Below are 21879 nucleotides of genomic sequence, written 5' to 3' on the forward strand. Positions count from 1 at the left end.
ATCCTGCCGGCAAGACAAGGCTGAGGGTTTACGGTATATAGACGCGCATTAAAGCGGTGTGAAATTGTCCGGGCTCGGTAATACTGCACGCTTGGCGTCACCCAGCCTTTCGAATTTTGCCTTGTGGAGCTCTTGATGACGTTACGCCCCGCTTTTCTACTCTGCTTCATCGGCTTGCTGGCCGCGTGCAGCAGCAATGACGCGCCGAAACCCGCTGCGCCGCCACCGGTCGCGCCTTCGATCAAGCTGCCTGCCGGGCCGGGGCCACTGCAACCGTACCAACGTGAACTCAGCGGGCAATTGCTGGGCGTGCCGGCTGGCGCCGAGGTCGAGCTGGCAATGCTGGTCATCGACGAACGCGGACGTCCGCAGAAGCTGCTGACCAACACCCTGCTCAAGGGTAACGGTCAATCATTGCCGTTCCAGCTGCGCTTCAACCCGGAAGCCTTTCCGGTCGGCGGACGCGTCGAATTGCGTGGCCGCGCCAGTAAATCCGGGCAGTTAATCCTGCACCTGCCGTCGATGCGTATCGATCAGCCGGTGACTCAGGCCCTGGGGCAGTTGCAGTTCGTCAAGGCGCCATGATCGCTCCGCAACACCTGCAACGCACGCTGAGCGAGCTGCTCGGCGACGCCCGGCTGGCAATTACTGCGCTGCCGGGCACAGCGCTGAAGCTGTGGCTGATCGACGATGCCAACATGGACCGCGCCTTCAGCCCGGATGAAACGCGGCGCATTCTGGAAGACCCACCGTACTGGTGCTTTTGCTGGGCCAGCGGCCTGGCCCTGGCACGTTTTCTGGCTGAAAACCCGCACTGGGTGGCTGGCAAGCGGGTACTGGACTTTGGTGCGGGCTCGGGTGTGGCGGGCATTGCAGCGCTCAAAGCCGGGGCGCTTGAGGTTGTGGCCTGTGATCTCGACCCACTGGCGCTCGCTGCCTGCCGGGCCAATGCCGAACTCAATCAGGTGCCATTGCGCTACTCGACGGATTTCTTTGCCGAGGCGGACCGCTTCGATCTGATTCTGGTCGCCGACGTGCTCTACGACCGCGCCAACCTGCCGTTGCTGGACCAGTTCCTCTCCCGAGGCCGCGAGGCACTGGTGGCGGATTCCCGCGTGCGCGACTTCAAGCACGCTGCCTACCAGCGTCTGACGATGCTCCATGCGCACACCCTGCCGGACCTGGCCGAGCCGCACGAATTTCGCGACGTGAGCCTCTATCACGCGGCGCGGTGAGCGCTAAATAACAGTCCGGGATTGCTCAGCTAAACGGCTTTTGTAGGAGCGAACTTGTTCGCGAAGACGGTCGTTCAAACGATAAATTTCCAGAGAGCTTTCCACCCCTTTCGCGAACAAGCGAAGCGTCGCCCGGTTCGCTCCCACGGCCTTCGGCCAGCATCAATAGCAATGAGTGTGGGCACGATCATGTCCAATAGACGACACCGCTTTCAGCATTGCCCTGCGGGCTTTATAGTTGGCAGCATTCAGATTCTTCGAGACGTGCAATGAGCCAGGAAACTGCTTACATTTTCGACGCAACCGCCGCGAACTTCGATCAACTGGTGATCGACAAGTCCTTCGACCAGCCGGTGCTGGTGGATTTCTGGGCCGAGTGGTGTGCGCCCTGCAAGGTCTTGATGCCCCTGCTGCAGCAAATCACCGAGAGTTATCAGGGCGAGCTGCTGCTGGCCAAGGTCAATTGCGACATCGAGCAGGACATCGTGGCGCGCTTCGGCATTCGCAGCCTGCCTACCGTGGTGCTGTTCAAGGACGGCCAGCCGGTAGATGGCTTTGCCGGTGCCCAGCCCGAGTCGGAAATCCGCAAGATTCTCGACCAGCACGTGGTCATGCCGCCACCGCCAGCCGCCGACCCGCTCAAGCAGGCACAGGCGCTGTTTGCGGAAAGTCGTTTCGCCGAAGCCGAAGCACAGCTCAAGGTGCTGCTGGGCGAAGACAACACCAATGGCGCCGCGCTGATTCTGTATGCGCGCTGCCTGGCCGAACGGGGCGAATTGAGCGAGGCCAAGGCCGTGCTGGATGCGGTCACCGGTGATGCACACAAGGCCGAACTGGCCGGTGCCAAGGCCCAGCTGACGTTCCTCGCGCAAGCCGCGACCCTGCCGGACGCTGCCGAACTGAAAAGCCGTCTTGCGCAAAACCCGCAGGACGATGAAGCAGCACTGCAACTGGCGATTCAGCAGTTGTCGCGTCAACGGTACGAAGCTGCGCTCGAGGGCCTGCTCAAGCTGTTCATCCGCAATCGCAATTACGCCGAGGGCCTGCCGCACAAGACGCTGCTGCAAGTATTCGACTTGCTGGGCAATGATCACCCGCTGGTCACGGCCTACCGTCGCAAGCTGTTTGCCGCGCTGTACTGAGGCGCAACACAACAGGCACCGCACCAGGTGCCTGTTGTTGCTCAGCGCGGTCAGGTCACGTCGCTTCGACCCAGCTGTACAGCGGCGCATCTCCACCGCTCTCGACCTTCACGTTCGCCGAGTGACGCAAGCGCACCAGCAGATGCTTGCCCGCAGCGGTACTGCCCGCCAACCCTTCCAGTTGTCCCAATAGATCCGGCCCACTCATCTGCCCGGCCTTGTGCAGCAATTCCTGAGCGACTTGCCAGAGCCTGTCGTCCTGGTTGAGCGGCGTGTTCTCGGCTACGGCGGCTGGCGCCTCCGGGGCCACGCCCTTGAGCTGCGCGCCCAGTTGCGCCCAGTCTCCTTCGTCCAGTTCAAGGGTCAAATCCACCGGCCACTGGCCTACGGTTCCACGAATACGCAACATGATGTGCACCTGCTGACAGTCAGGCGTACATGCTCCCACAGGCTGGCGCGCATTCCCATGATCAACCGTAACGCCACTGGTTGAGGACCGGTTCCTTGCCGTTGATGAAATTGCCAAGCGCCCGCACGTCGTAGACGTTTTCCCAGCATTCGATAATTCGGCCATCGCGAAACCGCCACAGGTCGCAAAACGGCATGATGATTTTCCGGCCCTCACAACTGGCGCGCATTTCGCCCAGCACCGAGCCGAAGTGATCGTTGGCGATGATGTCGTGGACATCCATGTACAGGGTCTGATGGGTACGCCTGATCAGATTGATCTGATGGGAAAGCACTGCCTCCCTGCCGATGGCTATGGACAAGCCACCGCCAGCGCCTTGATCCGCCTTGTGCAGCACGATGTCAGCGTCGGCGAATTCGGTGATGCGTGTCATATCCTTGTACACAGCACGCAGGACTTCTCTGTTCGAATGGAGCTTGTTCATGAGTATCTTCCCTGATGTCGCACTCGGCCCAGGTCGAGCGCAGGCCCTGACTGGCGATGAAAACCTTCCTGCGCATCCGGCGCAGGTGTAGCGATTTTCATCTTCCAGAGTAGGACTTGATGACGCGAAGTGTGAGACTACTTAGGCATAAGCACCGGACCGGGTATGCCCGACAAGACCGTCAATAGCGCTTTGCTGCCGCGCGGCCACCCGGCGTCTGGATAAAAACACGTCCACGCAGGCCATCACTTGTTATAAGATCACATAACAGTTTTTCTCGATTATTGTTCTGGAGCCCGCTATGCGCCGTCTGCTACTCGCCCTGCCTTTCGCCCTGTTACCACTCGTTGCTGCGCACGCGGCTGAAGAACACGACCACGATCATGGCGATGAACATGGCAGCCTGGGTGCGCACGAGCACGGCGTCGGACGTCTGGATGTGGTGCTGGAAGGCAAGACGCTGGAATTCGAATTCGACAGCCCGGCCATGAACATCGTCGGTTTCGAACACGTTGCGACCTCGGATGAAGACAAGGCCAAAGTCGCCAAGGCGCGCGAATTGCTGCTCAAGCCCAACGCGTTGTTCAGCATCGCCGATGCCGCCAATTGCTCGGCCACTTCGGTAAAGCTGGAAAGCCCGTTGTTTGGTGACAAGGATGACGATCACGATGAACACGCCAAGGGCGGCGACGCCGATCATCATGAGCACAGCGAAATTCACGGTCACTACAAGTTCGTCTGTGACGCACCGGCCATTCTGAAGAAGCTCGACCTGTCGCAAATCTTCATAACCTTTCCCGACACCAAGAAGCTTCAGGTACAACTGATTTCGCCAGGCGGCCAGTCAGGCGCAGAAGTGATCGCAGCCAACCCGACGCTGAAATTCTGATCGCCCCCTGCAGTACAACGACCGGGCCTGGCCCGGTCTTTTAATTTCCAACCGAGCGTGAGTCAGCCCATGACCCAAGCACTGATCGAACTGTCGGACCTGCGCTTCAACTGGCCCGGCCATCCGCAACTGCTGGACATCCCCGAGTTCCGCCTGCAAAGCGGCGAAACCCTGTTCCTCAAAGGCCCGAGTGGCAGCGGTAAAACCACGCTGCTGGGCCTGCTGGGCGGTGTACAAAAACCGGTCAGCGGCAGCATTCGCCTGTTGAACCAGGACCTGTCGGCCCTCTCTTCGGCCGCGCGTGATCGCTTTCGCGTCGATCACACTGGCTACATCTTTCAACAGTTCAACCTGCTGCCGTTTTTGTCGGTGCGGGAAAACATCGAACTGCCCTGCCACTTTTCCAGCGTGCGTGCCGAGCGTGCCAGGCAACGCCACGGCAGCGTCGAGAAAGCCACCACCACCCTGCTCGCCCACCTGGGCCTGAAAGACCCGGCGATGCTGACACGCCGCGCCGACTCGTTGTCCATCGGCCAGCAACAGCGAGTCGCCGCCGCCCGGGCGCTGATCGGTCAACCGGAGCTGGTGATTGCCGATGAGCCAACGTCTGCGCTGGACGCGGACTCGCGCGAGGCGTTCATTCGTCTGTTGTTCGCCGAGTGCCGCGAGGCCGGGGCCAGCCTGCTGTTTGTCAGTCATGACCAGAGCCTGGCACCGCTGTTTGATCGCAATCTGTCGCTGAGCGACCTGAATCGCGCCGCCGTTGCCGTGGAGATTTGAGATGTATCTGTTTCGTCTGGCCATGGCCAGCCTGGCCAACCGCCGTTTCACCGCGTTTCTCACTGCCTTCGCCATTGCGCTGTCGGTTTGCCTGTTGCTGGCCGTCGAGCGGGTGCGCACCGAAGCGCGCTCCAGCTTCGCCAGCACCATCAGCGGCACCGACCTGATCGTCGGTGCGCGCTCCGGCTCGATCAACCTGTTGCTGTACTCGGTGTTCCGCATCGGCAATGCCACCAACAACATTCGCTGGGACAGCTTCGAGCACTTCGCCAACAGCAAGCAGGTCAAGTGGGCGATCCCGGTTTCGCTGGGCGACTCTCATCGCGGCTACCGGGTGATGGGCACCAATGAAGCGTATTTCGAGCATTATCAGTTCGGTCGCCAACAGCACCTGGAAATGGCCGAAGGACGCGAGTTCAAGACCGATCCCTTTGAAGTGGTGCTGGGTTCGGAGGTCGCCAAGGCGCTGCATTACAAGCTGGGCGACAAGCTGGTACTGGCGCACGGTGTCGCCGCGATCAGCCTGGTCAAGCATGACGACAAGCCATTCACTGTGGTCGGCATCCTCAAGCCGACCGGTACCCCGGTGGACCGCACGCTGCATATCAGCCTGGGCGGCATGGAGGCCATTCATATCGACTGGCACAACGGCGCTCCGGCACGCGGCAACGAGCGCATCTCAGCCGATCAGGCGCGCAATATGGACCTGACGCCGACGGCGATCACTGCCTTCATGCTGGGCTTGAACAGCAAGATTTCCACCTTCAGCCTGCAACGCGAGATCAACGAATACCGTGGCGAGCCCATGCTGGCGATTCTGCCCGGCGTGGCACTGCAGGAGCTGTGGAGCCTGATGGGCACGGCGGAAAAGGCGCTGTTCGTGATTTCGCTGTTCGTGGTGCTGACCGGACTGATCGGCATGCTGACTGCGATTCTCACCAGCCTCAACGAGCGCCGCCGGGAAATGGCCATCCTGCGCTCGGTCGGCGCGCGCCCCTGGCATATCGCAAGTCTGCTTATACTCGAAGCCTTCGCCCTGGCGCTGGCGGGTGTCATCAGCGGCCTTGCGCTGCTCTATATCGGCATCTTCGTGGCCCGCGACTACGTGCTCGACAACTACGGTCTGTACCTGTCGTCTATGCCACCTGGCCAATATGAATGGACATTACTCGGTGCCATTCTCGGCTGCGCGCTGTTGATGGGAACCGTGCCAGCCTGGCGAGCCTACAGGCAGTCACTGGCCGATGGACTGTCGATTCGTTTATGAGGACCTTCATGATGCGGCGCATGCTACTCACTCTGCTGTTCTCGGTTACCACTCAAGTGTGGGCCGCCGAGCCGCGTGAGCTGACCTGGAATGACATGATTCCACCCGATGCACCTGTGGTGAAGCCGGTAACGGCTCCGCTGCACGATATGTCCAAGCTGTCCGATGCACTGGCCATGGAGGCAGCGCCTGCGGCCCACCAACTGGCGCCGCATGCGCCGGTGGTCAAGGCACTGGATGGCAAACTGGTGCGTTTACCGGGCTACATCGTGCCGCTTGAGGTCAGTGAGGAAGGCCGGGTGACGGAGTTTCTGCTGGTGCCGTATTTCGGCGCCTGCATCCATGTGCCGCCGCCACCGGCGAACCAGATCGTGCATGTCACGAGCGAGCTGGGTGTGAAGGTCGATGAGCTGTATCAGCCGTACTGGATCGAAGGACCGATGCAGGCCAAGTCGTCTTCCAGCGAACTGGCAGAAGCGGGTTATCAGATGCAGGCAGACAAGATTCTTGTCTACGAGTTGCCGGATTCATAAGGATCACGAGGTTCCCAGCGATTTCATTGAGCTGAGTCAAAGTCGCCGCTCGACAGCGCTTTAACATTACGCCCATAAATTTTGACTGATCTCTGGAGCCTCCATGCACAAGCATCTGCTACGCGCGTCCCTTGTCGCGCTTGCCCTCACCGCCCCGGTCGCGGCACACGCCTACCAGCCTGGCGACTTCATCGTTCGCGCCGGTGTCGCACACGTCCAGCCCAATGAAGACAGCGGCGAAGTGCGCCTCGACGGTGCCAAGGTTTCCGGCACCAAAGCGACTGTCGACGGCGAAAACCAGCTGGGCCTGACCTTCGCCTACATGCTGACCCAGCACGTCGGCATCGAGCTGCTGGCCGCCACGCCGTTCAGCCACACCGTGTCGGTCAAAGGCCTCGGGCCTGGCCTGGATGGCAAGCTGGCCGACATCAAACAACTGCCGCCGACGCTGTCGTTGCAGTACTACCCGATGGAACCGTCGTCGAGATTCCAGCCGTACGCTGGCGTGGGCATCAACTACACCACGTTCTTCGATACCGACCTGACCGGCAACCGCAAGGATCAGGGTTTCAGCAACCTCAAGCTCAAGGACTCGGTCGGCCTCGCCGGGCAGTTGGGCATGGATTACATGATCACCGACAACGTACTGCTCAACGCCTCGGTCTGGTACGTCGACATCGACACCAAAGCAACCGTGGACGGCCCGTCAGCCCTGGCCGTCGGCAAGACCAAGGTCGACGTGGACATCGACCCATGGGTATACATGGTGGGCGTGGGTTACAAGTTCTGACCTGCACACCTTCAAACGCAACACACACAAAGGCACCCTTATCGGGTGCCTTTGTGTTTTGTAGACCTGATGATCTCGTACCAACTCCATGACGAAGTAATGCCGCGCTTTTTGCAGGAGCGGGCTGGTCCGAAGGCAGTTACATTCGATGCACTTTCTGCGTCTGCAATATCGTCTTCGCGAACAAGTTCGCTTCTACAGGTGCTCACAGGCTTTTGTAGGAGCGAACTTGTTCGCGAATAGGCAGTTACATTCGATGTACTTTCTGCGCCTGCAATATCGGCTTCGCGAACAAGTTCGCTCCTACAGGTGCTCACAGGCTTTTGTAGGAGCGAACTTGTTGCGAATAGGCAGTTACATTCGATGCACTTTCTGCGCCTGCAATATCATCTTCGCGAACAAGTTCGCTCCTACAGGTGCTCACAGGCTTTTGTAGGAGCGAACTTGTTCGCGAATAGGCAGTTACATTCGATGTAGGACTCTCTACCCTATCAACAACTCAAGCCCGCGCACCAGTGGCGTTGGCTCGTCGAGGGTGAAGTGCTCCAGCAGACGCTGATTACTGGCGCGGGAATGTTTGATGTCGCCCGAGCGTGGTGCCTGATAGGTGACTTCCGGCTGCTTGCCGACAACCTGCGCAAGCGCAGCCAGCAGTTCGTTGAGCGACGTGGTCTTGTTCAGGCCGACGTTGATCGCGCCTTCGATGGCGCTTTCCCGTGACAAGGCCTGCAGCAGCAGCTTGAGCAGATCCCCGACGTAGTAGAAATCCCGCGTCTGCTCGCCATCGCCAAACACGCTGATCGGCAGGCCTTTGCGGATACGCTCGGCAAAGATGCTGATCACGCCCGAGTAAGGCGACGATGGGTCCTGGCGTGGCCCGAAAATGTTGAAGAAGCGGAAGATCACCGGTTCCAGGCCATGCTGGCGACGGTAGAAATCCAGGTAATACTCGCTGGCCAGCTTGTCCGAGGCGTAAGGCGTCAGCGGTGCCTTGGTGGTGTCCTCGGTGATCGCTTCGCCCTCACCGTTGTTGCCGTACACCGCCGCGCTGGAAGCGAAGATCACCCGTTTGATGCCCGCTTCGCGCATGGCCTCGCAGACATTCAACGTGCCGATGAAGTTGCTCTGGTGAGTACGCACCGGGTCATCGACCGACGCCTGCACCGAGGCCACTGCCGCCAGGTGCACGACGGCCTTGCAGCCCTGCGCCGCGCGCTTGACCAGGTCGGCATCGGCCACGTCCCCTTCGATCAGTTCGACCTGCGGGTTATCGAGCGGCAGGTTGCTGCGCTTGCCTGCCGAGAGGTTGTCGAGGATACGCACGGCCTGCCCGCTGGCAAGCAATGCGTCGGTCAGGTGCGAGCCAATGAAACCCGCACCTCCAGTGATCAGAACAGGAGCGTCAGACATGTCGATAATACCGATCCAGCAGGCTTGGCAGGCCGGCCCGCCAGGCGCGGGGCTTGATGCCGAAAGTGTGGAGAATTTTCTTGCAGGCCAGTACCGCGTGCTGCGGTTCTTCGGCTGCATCGGGGCGCGCGGCATGAGCCTGCGCAGTGGGCGATTCGATGGCCAGCGCGTGCAGCAGACGCGCTTCGGTGAGCACTGCCTGCCCCAGCGCCAGTGGCGTGGTCGCCTCGTGTCCGGCGTAGTGGTAGGTGCCCCACAGCGGCGCTTCGCAGTCGAGTTGCTTGATGACCGAAATGATCACCCGTGCCGCATCATCGACCGGCGTCGGGTTGCCGCGGCGATCGTCGGCGAGCAGCAGCTCTCCGGGTTCCTTGGCACGCGAGAGAAAGCGACCCAGCACACCATCGGTGCTGTCATCCAGCAACCAGCCGAAACGCACCAGCACATGTTGCGGGCAGGTCGCACGAACGCTCTGCTCGATACGCCACAGGGCCTGGCCGCGCAGGCCCAGAGGTACAGGCTCGTCTTTTTCGCTGTAGGCCGTCGCGCGGGAACCATCGAACACACGATAGCTGGACGGCTGAACCAGCGTGATGTTGTGGTGCTGACACAGTTCGGCAAGACGCTCGACAGAGCGCTCCTGATGGGTCAGGCGCGCTTCACTCACGGTCTCCGCCTGAAACCAGTCGAAGTAGTAAGCAAGGTTGATCAGGGCATCGGGACGGGTGTCATCAAGCAGTTGCGTGAGGCTCGCCACGTCCCAGCCGTCTTGCGGTGGACGTGGTGCGAGGAAACCAATGTCTTCCTCGGCACCCAGACGAATCAGCGCCTGCCCGAGGGCATTCCCGCCGCCCAACAGCATAAGGCGCATTCGCATAGAGTCAGCAGGCTCGGTATCAGGTAATCAAACGAACAATTGAAAAACGCCTGCAAACATAACACGTTGCCTGCCAACCCCCAACAGTTGCGCAGCCTGGCGGGTTAACGACGCCGCGACAAAGCGTTGCAGCGCCCCGTGCGTCGGTTGAGTTACTGAGCTGCCGGGCCGGGCGTGCTGTTGCCTTTGGCCAGACTGAGCGGCGCGGGCGCAGGCGCAGAAGGTGTCGCCATGGCAGGGTCCGAGGGCGCGGGTGGCCCTTCGGCTTCGACGCCAGCCTGCGGGTTATTGAAGCCCGGCCCCATGACCATCTGTGGATAAGTCTGCGCAAAACGCACATTCGGGTTCTTGTCCACAAGCCGCTTGAGACGCTCGTTGAACGCGCGCCCCACCGCGTACTGACCACCCGAAGAGGTACGAAATTGCGCGGTCAGCACCACGCCGTTGAGGTCCATGCGATCGACGCCGAAGACCTCCAGCGGCCCCTGCAGGTTGTGCTTGAGCAGGATGTCTTCGCTGATCGACTGGCCGGTCTCGCGGATCAGCGCCAGCGCGTCATCGATGTCCGAGTCATAGGTGAACTGCACCGAGAAGAACGCGTACGCGAATTGCCGCGACTGGTTGGTGACCGCCTTGATCTGGCCGAACGGCACCGAGTGGACGAACCCCTTGCCGTCACGCAGGCGCACGGTGCGAATGGTCAGGCTTTCCACCGAACCGGAATGGCCGGTGCTGAGCACCACCCAGTCGCCCACCGAAAAGGTGTCCTCGATGATGATGAACAGGCCGGTGATCACATCCTGCACCAGTTGTTGCGAACCGAAACCGATGGCCAGACCGACCACACCGGCACCCGCCAGCAGTGGTGCCACGTTGATGCCCAGGTTGGCCATGGTGGTGATCGCACAGATCACCACCAGAATGATTTTCACCGCGTTGCGCAGCAGCGGCAGAATGGTTTTGATCCGAGTACTCGGCTGGCGTCCGCTGCGATGATTGACCGGCGGTTTCAGGGCTTCCTGAATGGCGGTGTCGAGCACTACCCACAACAGCCAGGTGACGACGAAGATCAGACCGATGCTGCTCAGCGAATCACTGATCACTCGGCCCAGAGTATTGCGTTGGGCAAACTCGAACATCGAGAAGCCCCAGATCCGCCCCAGTATCTCGATGAACCCGATGGCCAGCGCGATACGCAACACCGCGTACACCAGGCTCAGCAGGCGCGCCTTGTACACATGCCCGCCGCGCCCGAGGGTTTCCGTCGGTTTGAACAGGTGCTGGAACACGGTGCTGAGGAACACCGTGGCAATCAGCAGAATGGTGGTGAACAACGCACACCGCAGCGCTTGCTGACTGTCCTCGCCAGCGCCAATCAGGTTGATCGCCGAGACCAGAATCATCAGCAGGATCGGCAGGTGCCACAGCTTGGAGAATATCTTCAACGACTGTTGCAGCGCGGGCCGCTGCAGACGACTGCTCAAGGAGCGGTTACGGATCAGGTGGGCCACCGGGCGACGCACCTTGATGATCAGCATGCAGAACACCACCGAGGCAAACAGCCCGGTAAACACCGCAACACTGGTGGTGACGTTACTGCCCAGCTGACGGGCGATCTGCGGACTGGTCAGCGCGTCACTCAGCGCCGCCAGGAAGCCGACCACGAACAGTGGCCGCGGCGCGTAGCGGCGGATCATGCGCACGCCGGCACGCTTATGCCCGAAGTTGAACATCACGATCACGCAGAGCAGCACCGAAGTCGAGACGATGCCGCTGCTGGTTGCATACGCGAAACACAGCGCCAGCGCGCGGCCTACCGAAGACGGCATGAAGTGGCTGACGTAAAGGGTCAACGGCAGGCAGACGATGGCTGGCAGAGTAAATGGCAACACGTACTTGAGCAGCGCCTGACTGCGCGCGCGCACCCGCATGAACGGTGTGCGGCACAAGCGTACGGCCAGAAAACGACCCAGCGTGGTCAGAACCGCAAACGATGCGATCCATACAAAAGACAGGGCGAGAAAGTCCCCGGCGACACTCCATGGGGAGCGTGTGGTGCGTTTGTTGACCAGCTTTTCCAGCTCGTCAGCGGCGCGATCGGCGCGCAGTTGCCAGGCGTCGAACAGGTTGTCATCCAGATTGAGCTTTTCCTGGACGTCATCGATGCTGGTACTGATGGCACCGAGCAACCCGCCCTGCACCAGCAACTCTGGGGCCTCGGCCGCAGGCTCTGCACCATCGGCCGGTTTCGCATCGGTCTTGTCCTTGTCAGCCGCCTTGTCATCCGCTTTCGCGGCGGGTTTGTCAGCGGCCTTGGGGTCGGCTTTGGGGTCAGCCTTTTCAGCCGCCTTGTCGTCTGCCGGCACCGCCGCGCCCATCGGTAATGCAGGTACATCGGCCGCCTGGAGATTGAAACTGCCTGCGAATAACAGCAGACCCGAAAGGATCAAGATTTTCAGCTGAGACGCCACGCAGTTCTCTCCTTCAATGGGCAAGTCAAACCATAGACAGGGCAAGGCAAGCCTCGACCCCAATGAACTGATTCCCGTATGCGCGGCAAGTTCGGTTTCGGCAGGGAAATACGATGAGGCAATGTTTCAGAAAACCGCGGTTGGGCAGTACGCTCAGTCTTCTCGACTGAACTATGCAAAACCTCCAGTGCCGGAATTATCGGGAGCTGCCGAAGGCGTTCACCCGCCTGCGCAGCACGGCGTTCGCCGGATCAACCCGACATCGAGAACCTGACATCAAGAGGAATCTGCATGAGCACGTTCAACACCAAAGATGGCACCGAGATCTATTACAAGGATTGGGGCACGGGCAAACCGGTCCTGTTCAGCCACGGCTGGCCGCTGGATGCGGACATGTGGGAATACCAGATGGAATACCTGAGCAGCCGGGGCTATCGCACCATCGCCTACGACCGCCGCGGGTTCGGTCGTTCCGGTCAGCCGTGGACCGGCTATGACTATGACACCTTCGCTGACGACATCGCCGAGCTGATCGAACACCTCGATCTGCGCGACGTGACACTGGTGGGTTTCTCCATGGGCGGCGGTGATGTCACACGCTATATCGCCAAATATGGCAGCGAGCGGGTGGCCAAGCTGGCATTGCTGGGCTCGGTTACGCCGTTTTTCCTCAAAACCGGAGACAACCCGGAAGGCGTCGAGCAGTCCGTATTCGATGGCATCACCGAAGGCCTGCTCAAGGACCGTGCTCAGTTCATCAGCGACTTCGCCAGCACGTTCTACGGCATCAACCACGGCCAGAAAGTCTCCGAAGGCGTACAGACGCAGACGCTGAACATCGCCCTGCTCGCCTCGCTCAAGGGCACGCTGGATTGCGTGACGGCGTTCTCCGCAACCGACTTCCGCCCGGACATGGAAAAAATCGATGTGCCGACCCTGGTGATTCATGGTGACGACGATCAGGTAGTGCCGTTTGAAGCCTCGGGCAAACGGGCTGCCGCGATGATCAAGGGGGCCGAACTGAAGGTCTACCCAGGCGCGCCGCACGGGTTTGCAGTGACCCATGCAGAGACGCTCAACAAAGACCTGCTGGCGTTTGTGCAGGGCTGATGGTTCGTGTGACAGGGAGCCGATTGCCAGCTCCCTGCTGGCAGCGGGTCAGTCGGCCGGAACGGTCAACTGATTCTGCTCGCCCAGCCCCGCGATCCCCAGACGTATGCGTTGCCCTGCACGCAAGAAGACAGGTTGCGGCTTCACGCCCTGCCCCACACCCGGTGGCGTCCCCGTCGAGATGACATCGCCTGGTTGCAGGCTCATGCAACGGCTCAGGTAGGCGATCAGTTGCGGCACGCTGAAAATCATCGTGCGCGTATTGCCATTCTGATAACGATGGCCGTCCACTTCCAGCCACAGGTCGAGTGAATGAGGATCGGCAACTTCGTCGCGGGTCACCAGCCATGGACCTAACGGGCCGAAAGTATCGAAGCCTTTACCCTTGTCCCAGGTCCCACCGCGCTCAAGCTGCCATTCGCGCTCGGACACATCATTGATCACGCAATACCCGGCCACGTGCTCCATGGCATCGGCTTCGTCGATGTAACGTCCGCCCTTGCCGATGATCACGCCCAACTCGACCTCCCAGTCAGTCTTGAGCGAGCCACGGGGGATCTGGACATCATCGTTGGGACCGCAAATTGCACTGGTCCACTTGTTGAAGATGATCGGTTCCTTCGGCACTTCCATCTGCGACTCCGCAGCGTGGTCAGCGTAGTTCAAGCCTATGCAGATGAACTTGCCGACCTGCCCGACACACGCTCCGATGCGTGGTTGGCCCGGAACCAGCGGCAGGCTCTCGGGATCCAGCGCAGCCAAGCTTGCAAGACCTGCCGGGCTCAACACATCGCCAGCAATATCCTTGACGTGTGCAGACAGGTCACGGATCTGGTTGGCAGCATCAAGCAAGCCTGGCTTTTCCAGCCCCTTCTCACCGTAACGTAGCAATTTCATCGAGTTCTCCCGTTTCTGTCCAAGGTGTGAACCGCGGATCAAGAGGGTGACGCCCTGTTGCCCAGCCTGCGCGGCAATACGTTTTCGTGTAGGTACGAACGTGGCACGTCTGGACAGATAGCATTGCAGCCGATGCCTCGCCTAATGAAATTTACGAACAGTTGCGCGGCAAGCCGGGTTCACGTTTAACAACAGAAAACCACGATCACACGGCGGCGGTCATAATTAATACACACAACGAGTATTAATATCAGCTCCAGTTGAAACGAGCCTTTCGCCAACACGACGGGCTCGTATTCTTTAACGGGTGAGCTGAACTCATGTCAACGCTGATACTGTCCCGCCGCTTACCGCCGCGCCAGCTACGCCACTGGCCCCATCAGCCTGTGGGTAACTGCAACGTTGCCCCGTCGTCGCTTGCGGTCCAGCAGCACAGCGACAACGCACCACGCATATGGCCGCACGCCGCATTGGCGATTGCACTGGCGATCGGGTTGCATGCCGCGCTGGCCGCGTGGCTGATGGCCGACCACCCGCAAGCGCCCGAGCCGACCCCGCCGATGCCGATCACCGTGCAGTGGGTGCCGCCGCCCGTTGCGCCGCCGGTAGCCCAACCGACACCGCCAGAGCCAACGCCTCAGCCAGCACCGGAGCCGCCTGCGCCAGCTCCCAAGCCGGAGCCAGCCCCCAAGCCTGCGCCACCTGAGCCCAAACCTGCCGAGCTACCCAAGCCCAAGGCGCAGCCCAGAACCGCACCGAGCAAACCTGTCGCCAGACCTGTTGCGCCGGCCCCCTCCGTCGCGGCGCCCGCACCTGCTGCAGCGCCAGCGCCAAGACCTGCACCTGCACCTGCACCTGCACCTGCACCTGCGGCACCACAAACCACCACCGCCCCCATAGGCCGGGCCGGTTACCTGAACAATCCGCCGCCGGTCTATCCGCCTGCCGCCGCGCGCCGCCATCAGGAAGGCACGACGATGCTGCGCGTGCATGTGCTGCCCAACGGACGTACCGACCAGGTGCAAGTGCTGCAAAGCAGCGGCGTCCCGGCGCTGGACGAAGCCGCACAGGCCGCCGTCCGGCAATGGACCTTTATTCCCGCCAAACGCGGCGACACCCCGGTAGAAGGCTGGGTCAACGTCCCCATGGCTTTCAAACTCGCACCCTGAGGCTCACGTCATGAACACTGCTTACTCCGTACTCATTACCCAATCCTCAATGGCCCTGCTGGTGATTTTCTCGCTGGTGACCTGGGCGCTGTTGCTCGGCAAGACCTTTCAGCACTGGCGACTGACCCGGCAGAACCGACGCTACGCCACGCAATTCTGGGCCGCCCGCGACCTGAAAAATGCGCTGCACCTGCCGAACAGTGAAGGCAGCCTGGCACGCCTGACCGATGCCGGCGCGCAGGCCCTCGCCGCGCCCCACGACTCGCCGGACCTGGGCCACAGCTGGAACCGCCAGGACTTGCTCGAGCGCAGCCTGCGTCAACAGATCCACAAGGAACGTCGTCGCCTGGAAAGCGGCATGATCCTGCTGGCATCGATCGGCAGCACCGCGCCCTTCATCGGCCTGTTCGGTACGGTGTTCGGGATCATTCATGCACTCAGCGCGATCAGCCAGGCCAAGTCGGCGAGCATTGCGGTGGTCGCCGGGCCGATTGGCGAAGCGCTGGTAGCGACCGGTGTCGGCATCGCCGTCGCGGTGCCTGCGGTGCTGGCTTACAACTTTTTCGGGCGGCGTCTGAAGCTGGTGATCGCGGACCTTGAAGAGTTCGCCGTGGACTTCCTCAACCTCTCGCAACGCAACGCCTTCCGGCTGCAACCCGACCACCGCGACAAGACGGCCCCGAGCCTGAAAGGAGTGAGCTGACATGTCCTTCTCCACGTCCAACGATGACGATGCAATCAGCGACATCAACATCACGCCGTTGGTGGATGTGATGCTGGTACTGCTGGTGACCTTCATCGTCACCGCGCCGCTGCTCAATAACGCCATACCGCTGGACCTGCCGCAGACCGTCGCCACCACCTCACTGGATCAGGCCGACCCGGTGGTGGTGAGTGTCGACGCCAGCGGCGGCGTGTTCATCGACAGCGAAGCTGTAGCGCTGGAGCAACTTCCGGAGGCGCTGCAAGCCCTGCACAGCAAAGACCCGGACGTCGCCGTCAGCCTGCGCGCCGATCAGGCGACGGGTTACGGCCGCGTGGCGCAGGTACTGGCCGATGTGCAGAAAGCCGGCATCAGTCGCCTGTCGGTGATTACCGAAAGCCCCTGAAACAAGAACCTGTCGTTAACCACATGACCCGCCGCAAGCGCGGCACCCTGACGCCCCAGGAAAACCTTTCCATGAACAATCGATCGATATCGCGTGCCCCTCGATTCCCGGTAACACGCCTCGCGCTGCTGATTTCATTGAACTCTTTGTGCCTGATCAGCCCGTTCATTCAGGCCGATGACGATGTGCCCACCTCGGCAACGGCGCCCGCCAGCGACAACAGCGCCGCCATGACGCTGGGCACGGTGTCGGTGATTGGTCAGGGCGAGACGCGCCAGGTGCAGCGCGTGACGCAAAAGGATGTGAAGGCTTACTCGGCAGGCACCAGCCCGATGAAGGTTCTGCAACGCCTGCCGGGGGTCAACTTCCAGTCCGGTGACCCGCTGGGCCGTGAGGAAGGCAGCCAGCGCATCAGCCTGCGCGGCTTCGATATGCACCACCTGGGCTACACGCTGGACGGCGTCACCCTCGGCAACATGAGCTTCGGCAACTTCAACGGCCTGAGCATCACCCGTGCGATCATCGCGGAAAACATCGCCTCCAGCGAAGTGGCACCCGGCATCGGCTCACTGGGCACGGCATCGAACAGTGATCTGGGCGGCACCATCCAGTTCACCAGTTCCAACCCCGATAAAGAGTTCGGCGCGCGTCTGTCGCAAACCCTGGGCAGCTACGACACCTCACGCACTTTCATGCGGGTCGATACCGGCGAATACAACGGCCTGTCAGCGTACGTGTCGGGCGAAAAGTACGACGCCGACGCCTGGAAAGGCCACAACAACCCGCAAAAGTCCGACGCGGTGAACGCCAAGGTCAACTACAACTTCGGCGACAATCGGGTGAGCTTCTTCCACAGCACCTCGTCTCATGACGAAGCCAACCTGCCGAACATGTCCAAAAGCATCATCCAGCGTCTGGGCTACAACTGGAGCTACTACACGCCGGACTGGACCCGCGCGGTCAATGCGGCCAACGGCATTTATAGCGGCGGGGTCACCAGCGCGAACGATGCGACCTACAACGCCAGCAGCCTGCGCGACGACGAACTGGACATCCTCAACGGCAACTTCTCGCTGACCGATGATCTGGTCCTGGACGCGACCGTCTATCACCACCATGACTCGGGCCGGGGCAACTCGTATTATCCGTTCGTCTACACCAGCGGCTCGACGACAGTGCCGAGCAATTCGATTCGCAGCACAAAATACGGCATCGATCGAACCGGCTTCCAGAGCTCGCTGACCTACTACCTCGGCCAGCATGAAATTCAGGGCGGGTTCTGGATTCAATCCAACAAGAACGACATCTCGCGCTACCTGTTCGATACCACCAATGCGACGCCGCAGAACCACATCGTCAAAACCGATGGCCTGCCCCTGGCGGCCACCGTGCTGGATCAGAGTTACAACGACCTGACCCGGCAGTTCTACCTGCGCGACACCTACACCCTGCTGGATGACCGCCTCAAACTTGAGTTCGGCGCGAAAAATACCGTGACGACCTCGACAGCCGAGGGCAAAGGTGGCGGTTATGCCAGTGGTTCGCTGCAAGCGCGGGACAGGTTTCTGCCGCAAGTAGGCGCAACCTACAAACTCGACGAAGACGACGAGGTCTTCACCTCTTACTCGGAAAACATGGCCGCATTCCCGAGTGGCGGTTACAGCCCGTTCTTCACGACGCAGAGCGCCGTCGATGCGCAGAACGGCTTCAAGGACCTGAAGCCGGAAACCTCGAAAACCGTGGAGCTGGGCGTGCGCCGCAGCACCAAACTGTATTCGGCCTCGGCGGCGATCTACAACACCAAATTCGATAACCGCCTGGTCGCCATCACCAACTGCACCGGCATCGTCATCTGCCAGAACGGCGTCGCCAACGTCGGCTCGGTCACCAGTCGAGGCCTGGAGCTGTCGTTCGGTCTGACGCCCAATGAGAACTGGCGCTGGTCCAACTCCATGTCCTATAACCACAGCACTTACGACGATGACTACGCCAGCGGCGGCAACACCGTTCATGTAAAAGGCAAGACCGTCGTCGATACACCGAAACTGATGTATTCGAGCAACCTGGACTGGAATTGGGAACACTGGAACGCCGGCTTGCAAGGCAGCTACATCAGCAAGCGCTATTACACCTACACCAATGACTCCAGTGTCAGCGGCTACTGGCTGGCAAACGCCAACCTCGGCTATGACTTCGGCAAACTCGGCGCCCTCAAGGACACCACGCTGTCGTTGAACATGGTCAACCTGTTCGACAAACGCTACATCTCCACCCTCAACACCGACGCCAGCGCAGCCACCGACCCGGCGGGGAACTTGCAGATTCTTCAAGTAGGCACACCGCGCAGCGCGTTCGTAACACTCGGCGTGAAACTCTGATCGTTGCTGACTGAGGACGGGCGAAGGATCGCCCCACCCGCCACTTGCATTGAATGACGCTGCGCGGTTTGCTCTTGGAGACAGGATCCTGCGGGAGCGCGCTTGCTCACGAAGACAGGCTTCTGTGGGAGCGAGCTTGCTCGCGAAGACAGGCTTCTGTGGGAGCGAGCTTGCTCGCGAAGGCAATCTGCCAGTCGCTGCATAATATATGTCGGTTGCCAGCCCCACGGCGACGAACAGCGCACGGTGCTGCATACTCCCCCGCATCTATAGCACCTGACTTCCATCTGGACACACCATGACACCCAACGCAGAACTCTATAACCCCTCCACCGAATATGCCGACAAACTGATCTCGCGCATCGGCCAAACCCCTTCGTGGATTGCCAAGCGCATCGGTGTGACCGACAAACGCATTCGCTACATCCTTGATGGCGAGCGGACCGTCAAGGGCGAGACCACGCCGATTCAGATGACCTATACCGAGCAGTTTGCGCTGGAGTGCCTTGTGGCAGAGGCAATAGCGCTGAGGATGTAGACTTAGCTCTCAAGCCGATAAGCCAGAAGGAACATCGGCGTCAACTCATAGACTAAATTGGATAACTTCTGCGGGTGTACCCAACAGGAATGATTCCATGCATATTCTTCATATCGCCAGCTCCCCCCGCGCCGAGCGCTCCGTTTCCCTGAAACTGGCCTCGCGCTACCTTGAGACTTTTACCTCACTTCATCCGGAATCCACTGTGGACGTTCTGGACGTGTGGACGGTCGATCTTTTGCCCTTCGACGGTCCTGCCTTGAACGCCAAGTACGCAGACCTTCAAGGTGTGCAAATGAGCGCTGAGCAACAGGCAGTGTGGAAACAGATCCACGCATTGGGCGAGCGTTTCCACCGAGCCGACGTCATCCTCTTCAGTGTGCCAATGTGGAATTTCGGTATTCCCTACCGCCTTAAGCACTTGATTGACGCCGTATCGCAGCGCGGTGTGCTGTTCGAGTTCGATGCCCAAGGCATGCGTGGTCTGCTCAAAGGCAAGAAAGTGGTGGTGTTCGCCTCACGTGGGGTAGCGCTTGGGGAAGACTTCCCCATCGAAGCCTACGACCATCAGGTCGCGTACCTCAGAACCTGGGCACGGATGGTGGGCATCCCGGCCATCGATGCAGTGCTATCGGAAGCAACGCTCGCGGATCCCGCAACGGCAGAGGCCAATTTTAACGCAGCGCTGGCTGAAGCGTCGAAGCTCGCCACGGACCACTCTGACCCACAAGGTGCCAAGGTCACTTAGACCCCGTCGCTTGAGGCGCATGCAGATCGGCGTAAATACTCTCCGCCAGTGCAATGTCTTCATCCGTCAGGTGCTGGAACAACCCTGTCCGCTTGCGCTTGGAGACATGTCCGCTGTTCTCGTAGATCACCGCGATAAGAAGCTCAAGGTCTCGGTTGGACAGATCAAGTTCGCGATTCATTTGCTCTTTGAATCTGTCACGGCGAACGAGATGGTTAACTTCGTCACGCATGAGCCCGTCCAGAACCCGCGCAGCACTCTTGTTGACCTCGCCCTGCAGATCAGTGAAATCCAGATGAGCGAACAGATGATCGTGCGCCTCATCCAGTTCAGGGTCGCTGGCCAGGTCCGTCCTGTGGTACTGCGTAGCACCGAGTATCCGCCGTGACAGGGCATCAAGCGCGCCGATATAAGTCTCGAGATTGACCAGAAGGCCAGCAGATATCGGCATGATAATGCCCTGCAGCTTGACACCTTCATTAGCCAGGATGTCCTGCATGATGAAGCGGGACAAACGGCCGTTGCCGTCCATGAAAGGGTGGATATAGATAAAGCTGTGCGCAATCGCATTCAATTTAACCAGCGCTGGAGCGTTACTGCGCATAACGCGCTCACGCATCAGGAACCACTCCTCCATCATCTCTGGAACGTTCTCCGGCGCTGGCGGGATCAGGTGGATCAGATCCCCGCGGCCAAGCCAGTTCTGCATATACCTGTAAGCACCAATGGAAGGGTCAGGACGCCCCGTAGCGAGGGCTATCCGATGGACGTCGAACAGGAACTCCTCATCAAGCGAGCGCTGGCCTGCCTGTTCCAGCACTCGCACAAAGCGCAGGATTCGATCAGGCGCCGGGCGTTCGTGCTCAATCTCGTATGAACTGCGGGTTTCGGTCGTCAGCAGGTACTGCGCTGCTCTAGCAATCTCGCTGACTGAGAAGTCGACCATCTGGTCATGCATACGCTCGACTATTTGTGCATTCAGAAGATTGTCGTCTGCCAGACTCTGGCGTGTAACAAGAGCCGAAAGCTTCGGTGTCCCCAACAGATTCATCCGCACCCGGTGTCTGCGCGACATTACCTCTGGGCCGGTGAAATATTTATCCGGTGGAAGCAGGTGCTCATAGGGGATGTTCTGAGCCGCGTCGGGCAGAGGTAACAGCTGGCCTGCAATGTGTTCACAGATGTACCAGAGTCGGCGCAGATAGCCGCTGGCTGGTTTCTCGGCGATTGCAGCAGTCAGGTCATTACGAACACCCGGATTCTGAAAGGCGCGCTCCAGAACGCCTATATTCACCCCTTCGTATGAGAGCGCAAAAAGCATCTGGTCAACGGGGCGATGCTCTCTGGCATAGCCCTTGGTGAAGACCTCTATCTTCACGCCACCAGCGGGCAGTGAGAGCGCAGGCCGCGAGCCAATGACACACTCATGATCAAGCGCCACGCAGCGAAGATCCAGTGCATTGATCAGCCAGCTATACCCGGCTCGCTCAATGGGTTGCTGCATGGAGAATTTCCTATACGAGTCACGAGAAAATTATAATTTACACGCTTTTCGAGGAAAAAATTATAGCTCGCTGTGCATACCATGAACGAGTGGGTGATTTTTTGTGAAGACTGCTTCGTTTCGACTCAGGTAGCAGTGG

The 21879-nt window shown here is 60.1% G+C and carries 22 protein-coding genes; 15 read left to right on the top strand and 7 right to left on the bottom strand.

The annotated features are described in order from the left end of the window. The first annotated feature begins 135 nt into the window (after positions 1–135). From GE543_RS20860 to trxA, 3 genes are all read left to right on the top strand, one after another. Complete coding sequence (locus tag GE543_RS20860) at positions 136–585, top strand: lipoprotein (RefSeq protein ID WP_003419544.1); 450 nt, start codon at positions 136–138, stop codon at positions 583–585. Continuing rightward, a complete protein-coding gene (locus GE543_RS20865) occupies positions 582–1235 on the top strand; it encodes a methyltransferase (protein ID WP_153222286.1) in 654 nt (217 codons plus the stop codon). Before GE543_RS20860 ends, GE543_RS20865 begins: the two co-directional genes overlap by 4 nt. Before the next feature lie 269 nt (positions 1236–1504). Further along, on the top strand, positions 1505–2377 hold the full coding sequence (gene trxA, locus GE543_RS20870; RefSeq protein ID WP_153222287.1) for a thioredoxin: 873 nt from the start codon (positions 1505–1507) through the stop codon (positions 2375–2377). Between the two features lie 55 nt (positions 2378–2432). On the opposite strand, the gene GE543_RS20875 is transcribed toward trxA, so the two are convergent. Next, positions 2433–2786, bottom strand: a complete 354-nt coding sequence (locus tag GE543_RS20875; RefSeq protein ID WP_100073338.1) for a hypothetical protein — start codon at positions 2784–2786, stop codon at positions 2433–2435. A gap of 61 nt (positions 2787–2847) precedes the next feature. After that, positions 2848–3270, bottom strand: a complete 423-nt coding sequence (locus tag GE543_RS20880) for a nuclear transport factor 2 family protein (protein WP_003317055.1) — start codon at positions 3268–3270, stop codon at positions 2848–2850. A 301-nt stretch (positions 3271–3571) separates the two neighbouring features. Here GE543_RS20880 and GE543_RS20885 point away from each other — a divergent pair, with 301 nt between their 5' ends. The 5 genes from GE543_RS20885 (at position 3572) to GE543_RS20905 (ending at position 7529) form a co-directional block, all read left to right on the top strand. Continuing rightward, positions 3572–4159, top strand: coding sequence for a DUF2796 domain-containing protein (locus tag GE543_RS20885; RefSeq protein ID WP_153222288.1), 588 nt, complete (start codon positions 3572–3574; stop codon positions 4157–4159). A gap of 69 nt (positions 4160–4228) precedes the next feature. Next, on the top strand, positions 4229–4939 hold the full coding sequence (locus GE543_RS20890) for an ABC transporter ATP-binding protein (protein ID WP_003400342.1): 711 nt from the start codon (positions 4229–4231) through the stop codon (positions 4937–4939). A 1-nt stretch (position 4940) separates the two neighbouring features. After that, positions 4941–6206: an ABC transporter permease gene (locus GE543_RS20895; RefSeq protein ID WP_003317058.1), complete on the top strand. Its 1266-nt coding sequence runs from the start codon at positions 4941–4943 to the stop codon at positions 6204–6206. Positions 6207–6214: 8 nt separating this feature from the next. Next, positions 6215–6739: a DUF3299 domain-containing protein gene (locus GE543_RS20900; protein ID WP_004412093.1), complete on the top strand. Its 525-nt coding sequence runs from the start codon at positions 6215–6217 to the stop codon at positions 6737–6739. Between the two features lie 103 nt (positions 6740–6842). Continuing rightward, on the top strand, positions 6843–7529 hold the full coding sequence (locus GE543_RS20905) for an OmpW family protein (protein ID WP_004412095.1): 687 nt from the start codon (positions 6843–6845) through the stop codon (positions 7527–7529). Between the two features lie 483 nt (positions 7530–8012). On the opposite strand, the gene GE543_RS20915 is transcribed toward GE543_RS20905, so the two are convergent. From GE543_RS20915 to GE543_RS20925, 3 genes are all read right to left on the bottom strand, one after another. After that, on the bottom strand, positions 8013–8939 hold the full coding sequence (locus GE543_RS20915; protein ID WP_153222289.1) for an NAD-dependent epimerase/dehydratase family protein: 927 nt from the start codon (positions 8937–8939) through the stop codon (positions 8013–8015). Next, on the bottom strand, positions 8932–9816 hold the full coding sequence (locus tag GE543_RS20920) for a sugar nucleotide-binding protein (RefSeq protein ID WP_003426665.1): 885 nt from the start codon (positions 9814–9816) through the stop codon (positions 8932–8934). The genes GE543_RS20915 and GE543_RS20920 overlap by 8 nt, the downstream gene beginning before the upstream one ends. A gap of 152 nt (positions 9817–9968) precedes the next feature. Further along, positions 9969–12287 carry a mechanosensitive ion channel family protein gene (locus GE543_RS20925; protein WP_371927218.1) on the bottom strand — a complete coding sequence of 773 codons (2319 nt, stop codon included), beginning with the start codon at positions 12285–12287 and terminating at the stop codon, positions 9969–9971. 291 nt (positions 12288–12578) lie between these two features. Between GE543_RS20925 and GE543_RS20930 the strand changes: the two genes are divergently transcribed. Beyond that, the gene (locus tag GE543_RS20930) at positions 12579–13397 is read left to right on the top strand and encodes an alpha/beta fold hydrolase (RefSeq protein WP_153222291.1); all 819 of its coding nucleotides are present in this window, start codon (positions 12579–12581) and stop codon (positions 13395–13397) included. A 48-nt stretch (positions 13398–13445) separates the two neighbouring features. Here the strand turns inward: GE543_RS20930 and GE543_RS20935 are convergent, their stop codons facing one another. Next, positions 13446–14294 carry an ureidoglycolate lyase gene (locus tag GE543_RS20935; RefSeq protein WP_004412103.1) on the bottom strand — a complete coding sequence of 283 codons (849 nt, stop codon included), beginning with the start codon at positions 14292–14294 and terminating at the stop codon, positions 13446–13448. 320 nt (positions 14295–14614) lie between these two features. On the opposite strand from GE543_RS20935, the gene GE543_RS20940 reads away from it, so the two are divergent. The 6 genes from GE543_RS20940 (at position 14615) to GE543_RS20965 (ending at position 20236) form a co-directional block, all read left to right on the top strand. Continuing rightward, positions 14615–15463, top strand: a complete 849-nt coding sequence (locus tag GE543_RS20940) for an energy transducer TonB (protein WP_153222292.1) — start codon at positions 14615–14617, stop codon at positions 15461–15463. Positions 15464–15473: 10 nt separating this feature from the next. Further along, positions 15474–16166 carry a MotA/TolQ/ExbB proton channel family protein gene (locus GE543_RS20945; protein ID WP_003317067.1) on the top strand — a complete coding sequence of 231 codons (693 nt, stop codon included), beginning with the start codon at positions 15474–15476 and terminating at the stop codon, positions 16164–16166. A gap of 1 nt (position 16167) precedes the next feature. Further along, positions 16168–16572 (top strand): biopolymer transporter ExbD, encoded by a 405-nt coding sequence (locus tag GE543_RS20950; protein WP_010438282.1) that lies wholly within the window; start codon positions 16168–16170, stop codon positions 16570–16572. A 71-nt stretch (positions 16573–16643) separates the two neighbouring features. Beyond that, positions 16644–18950, top strand: coding sequence for a TonB-dependent receptor (locus GE543_RS20955; protein WP_153222293.1), 2307 nt, complete (start codon positions 16644–16646; stop codon positions 18948–18950). A 298-nt stretch (positions 18951–19248) separates the two neighbouring features. Further along, on the top strand, positions 19249–19488 hold the full coding sequence (locus GE543_RS20960) for a hypothetical protein (RefSeq protein WP_003317071.1): 240 nt from the start codon (positions 19249–19251) through the stop codon (positions 19486–19488). Between the two features lie 97 nt (positions 19489–19585). Next, on the top strand, positions 19586–20236 hold the full coding sequence (locus tag GE543_RS20965) for an FMN-dependent NADH-azoreductase (protein ID WP_153222294.1): 651 nt from the start codon (positions 19586–19588) through the stop codon (positions 20234–20236). Here GE543_RS20965 and GE543_RS20970 read toward each other — a convergent pair. Continuing rightward, the gene (locus GE543_RS20970) at positions 20229–21740 is read right to left on the bottom strand and encodes a Fic family protein (protein WP_153222295.1); all 1512 of its coding nucleotides are present in this window, start codon (positions 21738–21740) and stop codon (positions 20229–20231) included. The genes GE543_RS20965 and GE543_RS20970 overlap by 8 nt on opposite strands. Between the last annotated feature and the right edge of the window lie 139 nt (positions 21741–21879).

The organism is Pseudomonas sp. SZ57, assembly GCF_009495975.1.
GTDB classification, from domain to species: domain Bacteria; phylum Pseudomonadota; class Gammaproteobacteria; order Pseudomonadales; family Pseudomonadaceae; genus Aquipseudomonas; species Aquipseudomonas syringae.